7 protein-coding genes are annotated in these 5,555 nt (G+C 71.8%); 4 read left to right on the top strand and 3 right to left on the bottom strand.

Translation table 11 applies throughout. The features are described 5' to 3' along the window. Positions 1–2: 2 nt before the first annotated feature. Positions 3–221 (bottom strand): hypothetical protein, encoded by a 219-nt coding sequence (locus tag AB0M20_RS24590; RefSeq protein ID WP_364301888.1) that lies wholly within the window; start codon positions 219–221, stop codon positions 3–5. Positions 222–283: 62 nt separating this feature from the next. Then, positions 284–748: an SRPBCC family protein gene (locus AB0M20_RS24585; RefSeq protein WP_364301886.1), complete on the bottom strand. Its 465-nt coding sequence runs from the start codon at positions 746–748 to the stop codon at positions 284–286. Positions 749–800: 52 nt separating this feature from the next. On the opposite strand from AB0M20_RS24585, the gene AB0M20_RS24580 reads away from it, so the two are divergent. After that, positions 801–2,390 (top strand): NAD(P)/FAD-dependent oxidoreductase, encoded by a 1,590-nt coding sequence (locus tag AB0M20_RS24580; protein WP_364301884.1) that lies wholly within the window; start codon positions 801–803, stop codon positions 2,388–2,390. Positions 2,391–2,394: 4 nt separating this feature from the next. On the opposite strand, the gene AB0M20_RS24575 is transcribed toward AB0M20_RS24580, so the two are convergent. Next, a complete protein-coding gene (locus AB0M20_RS24575) occupies positions 2,395–2,895 on the bottom strand; it encodes an SRPBCC family protein (protein WP_364301882.1) in 501 nt (166 codons plus the stop codon). Positions 2,896–3,125: 230 nt separating this feature from the next. Here AB0M20_RS24575 and AB0M20_RS24570 point away from each other — a divergent pair, with 230 nt between their 5' ends. The 3 genes from AB0M20_RS24570 to AB0M20_RS24560 form a co-directional block, all read left to right on the top strand. Beyond that, positions 3,126–4,337: a glycosyltransferase gene (locus AB0M20_RS24570; RefSeq protein ID WP_364301880.1), complete on the top strand. Its 1,212-nt coding sequence runs from the start codon at positions 3,126–3,128 to the stop codon at positions 4,335–4,337. A 51-nt stretch (positions 4,338–4,388) separates the two neighbouring features. Beyond that, on the top strand, positions 4,389–4,649 hold the full coding sequence (locus AB0M20_RS24565) for a hypothetical protein (RefSeq protein WP_364301878.1): 261 nt from the start codon (positions 4,389–4,391) through the stop codon (positions 4,647–4,649). Next, positions 4,592–5,555, top strand: a 964-nt coding sequence (locus tag AB0M20_RS24560) for a histidine kinase (protein WP_364301876.1), incomplete at its 3' end; no start/stop codon positions are given. The genes AB0M20_RS24565 and AB0M20_RS24560, both read left to right, overlap by 58 nt.

Raw genomic sequence — 5,555 nt, 5'->3', positions numbered from 1 at the left:
GTTCAGTGGGGGCCGGTGCGGCCCGTGGTGCTGGGGCGATCGGACAACTCGCCACCGGATCCCTCGCCGCCGTGACCGAAGGCCTCCTCCTCGCCGGCGTCGTTGTCCGTCGGGTCGTTCTGCCCGTCGGTGTCCCAGCTGGCCATCGCCTGGTTCAGCTCGGAGAGAGGAAGCTTCTCCTCATCACGCCACTGGCCGTCCTGTCGATCGTCGTCAGTCATGCTCTGGGCGTACCCAGGAAAAAGCCGCCGGAAAACCCCGGCGGCTCTCTCACATACGGGTTTTACGCACCCGGGCGGTCCACCTGGCCGCGCCATGCGCCGGTCTCCTGACCGCCGCGCTGCTCGATGAACTCCTTGAACCTCTTGAGGTCACCCTTGACCTGGCGGTCCAGGAAGCCGAGCTTGTCGCCGGCCTTCTCGACCACGCCGTCCGGCTCGAAGTCCATCTGGCAGGTCACGCGGGTGCGCGTGTCGTCGAGGCGGTGGAACGTGATGACGCCGGCCTGCTTGCTGCCCTCGACCGAGGTCCACGCCACCCGCTCGTCGGGCAGCTGCTCGGTGATCTTCGCGTCGAACTCACGCTTCACGCCGTCGATGTCGGTCTTCCAGTGCGTGGTCGTCGGGTCCAGCTGCCGGATCTCCACGACGCCGCTCATGAACTGAGGGAACTCCTCGAACTGGGTCCACTGGTTGTAAGCGGTCCGCACCGGAACGTCCACGTCAACAAACTCAGTCACTGTGCTCATGGTCTTGAACTGCCCGAGAGCGGACCACCCAAACTCGGGTTACGGTCGGGCTGTGACGGCTGTGGACGCGATCGTGATCGGCGCTGGGCACAACGGCTTGGTGGCGGCCAATGTGCTGGCTGACGCCGGGTGGACCGTCGAGGTGCTCGAGGCGACACCGCACCCTGGCGGCGCGGTCCGCTCGGGCTTTGTGACGGCGCCGGGTTACCTTTCAGACCTTTTCAGTTCTTTCTACCCCCTTGGGTACGCTTCGCCCGTGATGCAGCGCCTGTCGCTGGACCGGCACGGGTTGCAGTGGACGCACTCCCCGACGGTGTTCACCCATCTCCTGCCGGACGGGCGCGCGGCCACGGTCAGCCGCACGCTGGACGACACCATGGCGTCGATGGACCAGTTCGCGCCGGGTGACGGGCAGCGGTGGAAGAACGTGTACGACGACTGGCGCTCGGTCTCCGCCCAGATGCTCGACGCGCTGTTCACCCCCTTCCCGCCGGTGCGCAACGGTCTCGGCCTGGTCCGGCAGCTCGGCGTCGCCGGCTCGCTGCGGCTGGCCCGGCGGCTGGTGCTGTCGGTGCGCGAGATCGGCCGCGAGCTGTTCCGGGGCGAGGGCGCGCGGGCGATCCTGGCCGGGTGCGCGCTGCACACCGACCTGTCGCCGGAAGAGGCCGGCGGCGGGGTGTACGGGTGGCTGCTCGCCATGCTCGGCCAGGAGTTCGGGTGGCCGGTGCCGGTCGGCGGGGCGCAGGAGATCACCACCTCGCTGGTGAACCGGCTGGAGTCCAAGGGCGGGCGGATCGTCTACTCGTCGCCGGTGGAGCGGGTGCTGGTGGCGCGGGGCCGGGCCGTCGGCGTGCGTACCGCGGACGGGGTGAACCACCGGGCCGGGCGCGCGGTGCTGGCCGACGTGCCGGCGCCGGCGCTCTACCTCGACATGGTGGGGGAGCGGTGGCTGCCGCCGCGGCTGGTCGAGGACCTGGACTTCTTCCGCTGGGACGGCGCCACGGTGAAGGTCGACTGGGCGGTGACCGGGAAGATCCCGTGGAAGAACCCGGCGGCGTCGTCGTCCGGCACGGTGCACCTGGCCGCCGACGTCAACGGCCTGACCCGATACGCCGCCGAGCTCGCGACCGACAGCGTGCCGAGGGACCCCTTCCTGCTCCTCGGGCAGATGACGACGTCCGACCCCACCCGGTCACCGGAGGGCACCGAGTCGGTGTGGGCGTACACCCATCTGCCGCACCGCCGCTCGTGGGAGGGCGACGAGATCGCCGCGCACGTCGAGCGGATGGAGTCGGTGCTCGAGGCGCAGGCGCCGGGCTTCCGGTCGATGGTCGCCGGGCGCAACGTGTACTCACCGGGCGACATGCAGCGGGAGAACCCGTCGCTGGTCGGCGGCGCCGTCGGCGGGGGCACGGCGGCGGCGTACCAGCAGCTGTTCCTGCGGCCGGTCCCCGGCCTGGGCCGGCCGGACACACCGGTCGACCGGCTGTATCTGGCCAGCTCGTCGGCCCACCCGGGCGGCGGCGTGCACGGCGCGCCGGGCAACAACGCGGCGCAGGCGGCCCTCGCCCGCAACAGGTCGCTCACCGGCGGCGCCTACCGCGCGGCGATCAACGCCGCCCACGGGAGGATCTACCGCTGAGCGGTCACCGCTCGCCGGTCTCGGTGAACCGGCCAGGGGCGGCGCCGCTCCGGCCGCTCCCCGTCGGTGGCCGGGCGCCGACGACGAGGTCAGACAGCCGGCGCAGGCTCTCCACGTTGCGCTGGTGCAGCACCACGTCGTTGACCTTGTTGCGCAGGACGAGCAGCGGGCCCTCATCGAACTGCTCCTCGATCGACACCAGCGTGGCGTCGGTGCCGGACGGCTCCAGCGTGATGTCCACGTGGGCCTGCCCCAGCGGCCACAGCCCGGCCTTCATCGTCAGCTGCCGGTCCGGGATCATCGCTACCACGGTCGACTTGTCGTGCAGCGAGATCGGCCACGGCCCGGCCTTGTGGTGGATCCGCGTGCCGACGGCGGGCCAGCCGGGGTCGACGTCGCGGATGTGGACGGTGCCGACCACCCAGTCGCTGTAGGTCCACCCGTCCGCGAGGATGGCGAAGACCTGACCGGGAGGTGCCGGGATGATGCGCTTCACGTGAGCCACGACCGGGACATACCCGGCTTCGGCCGCGCCGTAACAACGGTCGGCCGCAGCGTCGGGGACCAGTTCTTGACCAGCTATCAACAGCTATATGTGGCTTTACTCTGAGCTGTGGCGGATAGTCTCCCAGCTGACGCTCATGTTTACGGATTTCGGTCTCGGGCATGCTGCCCTGCGTATTCAGCCGTCACTCCGGTCTTCTCCCGGAACTCCCGAGCTGGAGGAGGACCACGATGCGTATCGCGATGATCTCCGAGCACGCCAGCCCGCTCTCTGACGGCGGTGATGCCACCGGTGGTGTGCAGCGCCGGCACGTCGCCGACCTGTCGTGCGCGCTCGCGACCCTCGGCCACGACGTGCGCGTCTACACCCGCCGCGACCGCCCTGACCTGGCCGACACCGTACCCATGACCACCGGCGTGCTGGTCGTGCACGTGCCCGCCGGCCCGGCCGAGGCCCTCCCGCCCGAGCTGCTGCTGCCGCACATGGGCGACTTCGCCCAGTGGCTGCGCGCCGCCTGGACCGGCGAGGACTGGCGTCCCGAGGTCGCGCATGCCCACTTCTGGACCAGCGGCCTGGCCGCGGTCACCGCGGCCCGCCAGGTCGGCATCCCGGTCGTCCAGTCCTTCCACGAGCTCGGCGGGATGAGCCCGGGCACCACCGGCCCGTCCCGGTCGAGCTACGAACGGGCGCTCGGTCGCGCGGTCGACCGGGTCGTCGCGCAGAGCCAGGAGGAGCTGCGCGGGCTCGTCCGCATCGGCGTGCCCCGCACCCAGCTCACCCTCGTCCCGGCCGGCGTCGACAGCGACCACTTCACCCCCGAGGGTCCGGCCGTGGAGCGTGACCCCGAGCGTCCCCGCATCCTCTCCGTCGGCCGCCTCGTCGAACGCAAGGGCTTCGGCGACGTCATCCAGGCGATGCGGTACGTCCCCGGCGCGGAATGCGTCGTGGTGGGCGGCCCGCCGCCCGACCAGCTCGCCGCCGACCCGCAGGCAGTCAAGCTCCGCGCGCTGGCCGAGAAGTACGACGTCTCCGACCGTGTCCGGCTGATCGGGGCCGTGCCGTCGAAGGACATGCCGCGCTGGTACCGGTCCGCCGACCTGCTCGTCGCCGCGCCCTGGCAGGACCAGTTCGGCCTGTCCACGCTCGAGGCGATGGCCTGCGGCGTGCCCGTCATCGGCACCGCGGTGGGCGGCCTCAACGAGACCGTGGTCGACGGCCTCACCGGCGACCTGGTCCCGGCCCGCGACCCGCGCGCCCTCGGCGGGGCGCTCCGCCGGCTGATCAACGACAAGGTGCGGCGGTTCGCCTACGGCACGGCGGCGCTGGACCGGGCCCGGCAGGCGTACTCGTGGAAGCGGGTCGCGTCGCAGCTCGGCTCGGTCTACTCCGCCGTCACCGGCCGCGGCGCCAAGGCGGTCGAGGAGGCCTCCGCGCAGGCGTGATCCACCAACCGGTTGATACCGGGCGGCACGGCGCGTGCAAGCCTGGAATGCATGACGACCGAAGTGGGGCCCTGGGAGACCGGGATCGGCCGGGTCGCGCGCTGGCTGCCGTACGCCACGCTGACCGCTTCCACGGTGCTGACCCTGCTCACCCAGGACGAGGGCACGTCCCACGTGCCGCTGCCCGTCACGTTCGCCGTGGTCGCCGGCGCGGCCCTCTGGCTCCTGGTCTTCGTCACCCTGCGGCCGGCGGAGTGGGACCGCCGGGGCCGGGGTTTCAAGCTGGTCTTCTTCGCCGGTCTGCTGCTCTGACCGCCGCGCTCGTCGCCTGCAGCCCGCTCTACGGCTTCTTCGCGTGGACCGGATACCTGTTCGTGGGTCCGTCGCTGCCCGGCCGCCGCCGCATCATGGCAGGGGCGGCCGGAGTGGCGATTCTGGGCGCCACCTCGCAGGTCGGCGGCTTTCAGGTGCTGGCCGACCGGAAGTCCTGGCCCACCTTCGCCGTCGTGCTGGCCTTCAACGTCGGCATCGGCGTGGCGATGACGGCGCTGGCCTACAAGGCCGAGATGGAGTCGGAACGGCGCCGCCAGACGATCAAGGAGCTGGCCGAGGCGAACGGCAAGCTGGCCGCCGCGATGCGGGAGAACGCCGGGCTGCACGCCCAGCTGCTGACCCAGGCGCGTGAGGCGGGCATGCTGGACGAGCGGCAGCGGATGGCCGGCGAGATCCACGACGTGCTGGCGCAGGGCCTGACCGGCATCGTCACCCAGCTCGAGGCGGCGGACGCGGCGGCCGCCCGGCCGGACGATCGGGCGCGGCATCTGGACCGCGCCCGGACCCTGGCCCGCGACAGCCTCACCGAGGCCCGTCGGTCGGTGCAGGCGCTCAGGCCGCAGCCCCTCGCGGAGGCCGCGCTGCCGGACGCACTGGCCGACGTGGTGGACGGCTGGTCGAAGCTCCACGGGGTGCCGGTCGAGATGATCACCACGGGTACGCCGCAGGTACTGCGTCCGGAGATCGAGACGACGCTGCTGCGGACAGCGCAGGAGGCGCTCGCCAACGTGGCCCGGCACGCCGAGGCGACCCGGGTCGCGCTGACGCTGTCCTACATGGAGGATCTGGTGACCCTGGACGAGCGCGACGACGCCGCCCGCTTCGACACCGGCGAGCCGCGGGAGACCACGGTGGCGGGCGGCTACGGCCTGGCCGCGATCCGCG

The organism is Actinoplanes sp. NPDC051633, from assembly GCF_040681735.1.
In the GTDB taxonomy this organism is placed as follows: domain Bacteria; phylum Actinomycetota; class Actinomycetes; order Mycobacteriales; family Micromonosporaceae; genus Actinoplanes.
Note: the sequence above shows the minus strand (reverse complement) of the source record. Positions and strands in the feature narration are given on the sequence as shown.

Excerpts from the sequence above, each read along its gene's own strand:
- AB0M20_RS24590 (WP_364301888.1), bottom strand. The coding sequence starts at position 221 with ATGACTGACGACGATCGACAGGACGGCCAGTGGCGTGATGAGGAGAAG.
- AB0M20_RS24585 (WP_364301886.1), bottom strand. The coding sequence starts at position 748 with ATGAGCACAGTGACTGAGTTTGTTGACGTGGACGTTCCGGTGCGGACC.
- AB0M20_RS24570 (WP_364301880.1), top strand. The coding sequence starts at position 3,126 with ATGCGTATCGCGATGATCTCCGAGCACGCCAGCCCGCTCTCTGACGGC.
- AB0M20_RS24565 (WP_364301878.1), top strand. The coding sequence starts at position 4,389 with ATGACGACCGAAGTGGGGCCCTGGGAGACCGGGATCGGCCGGGTCGCG.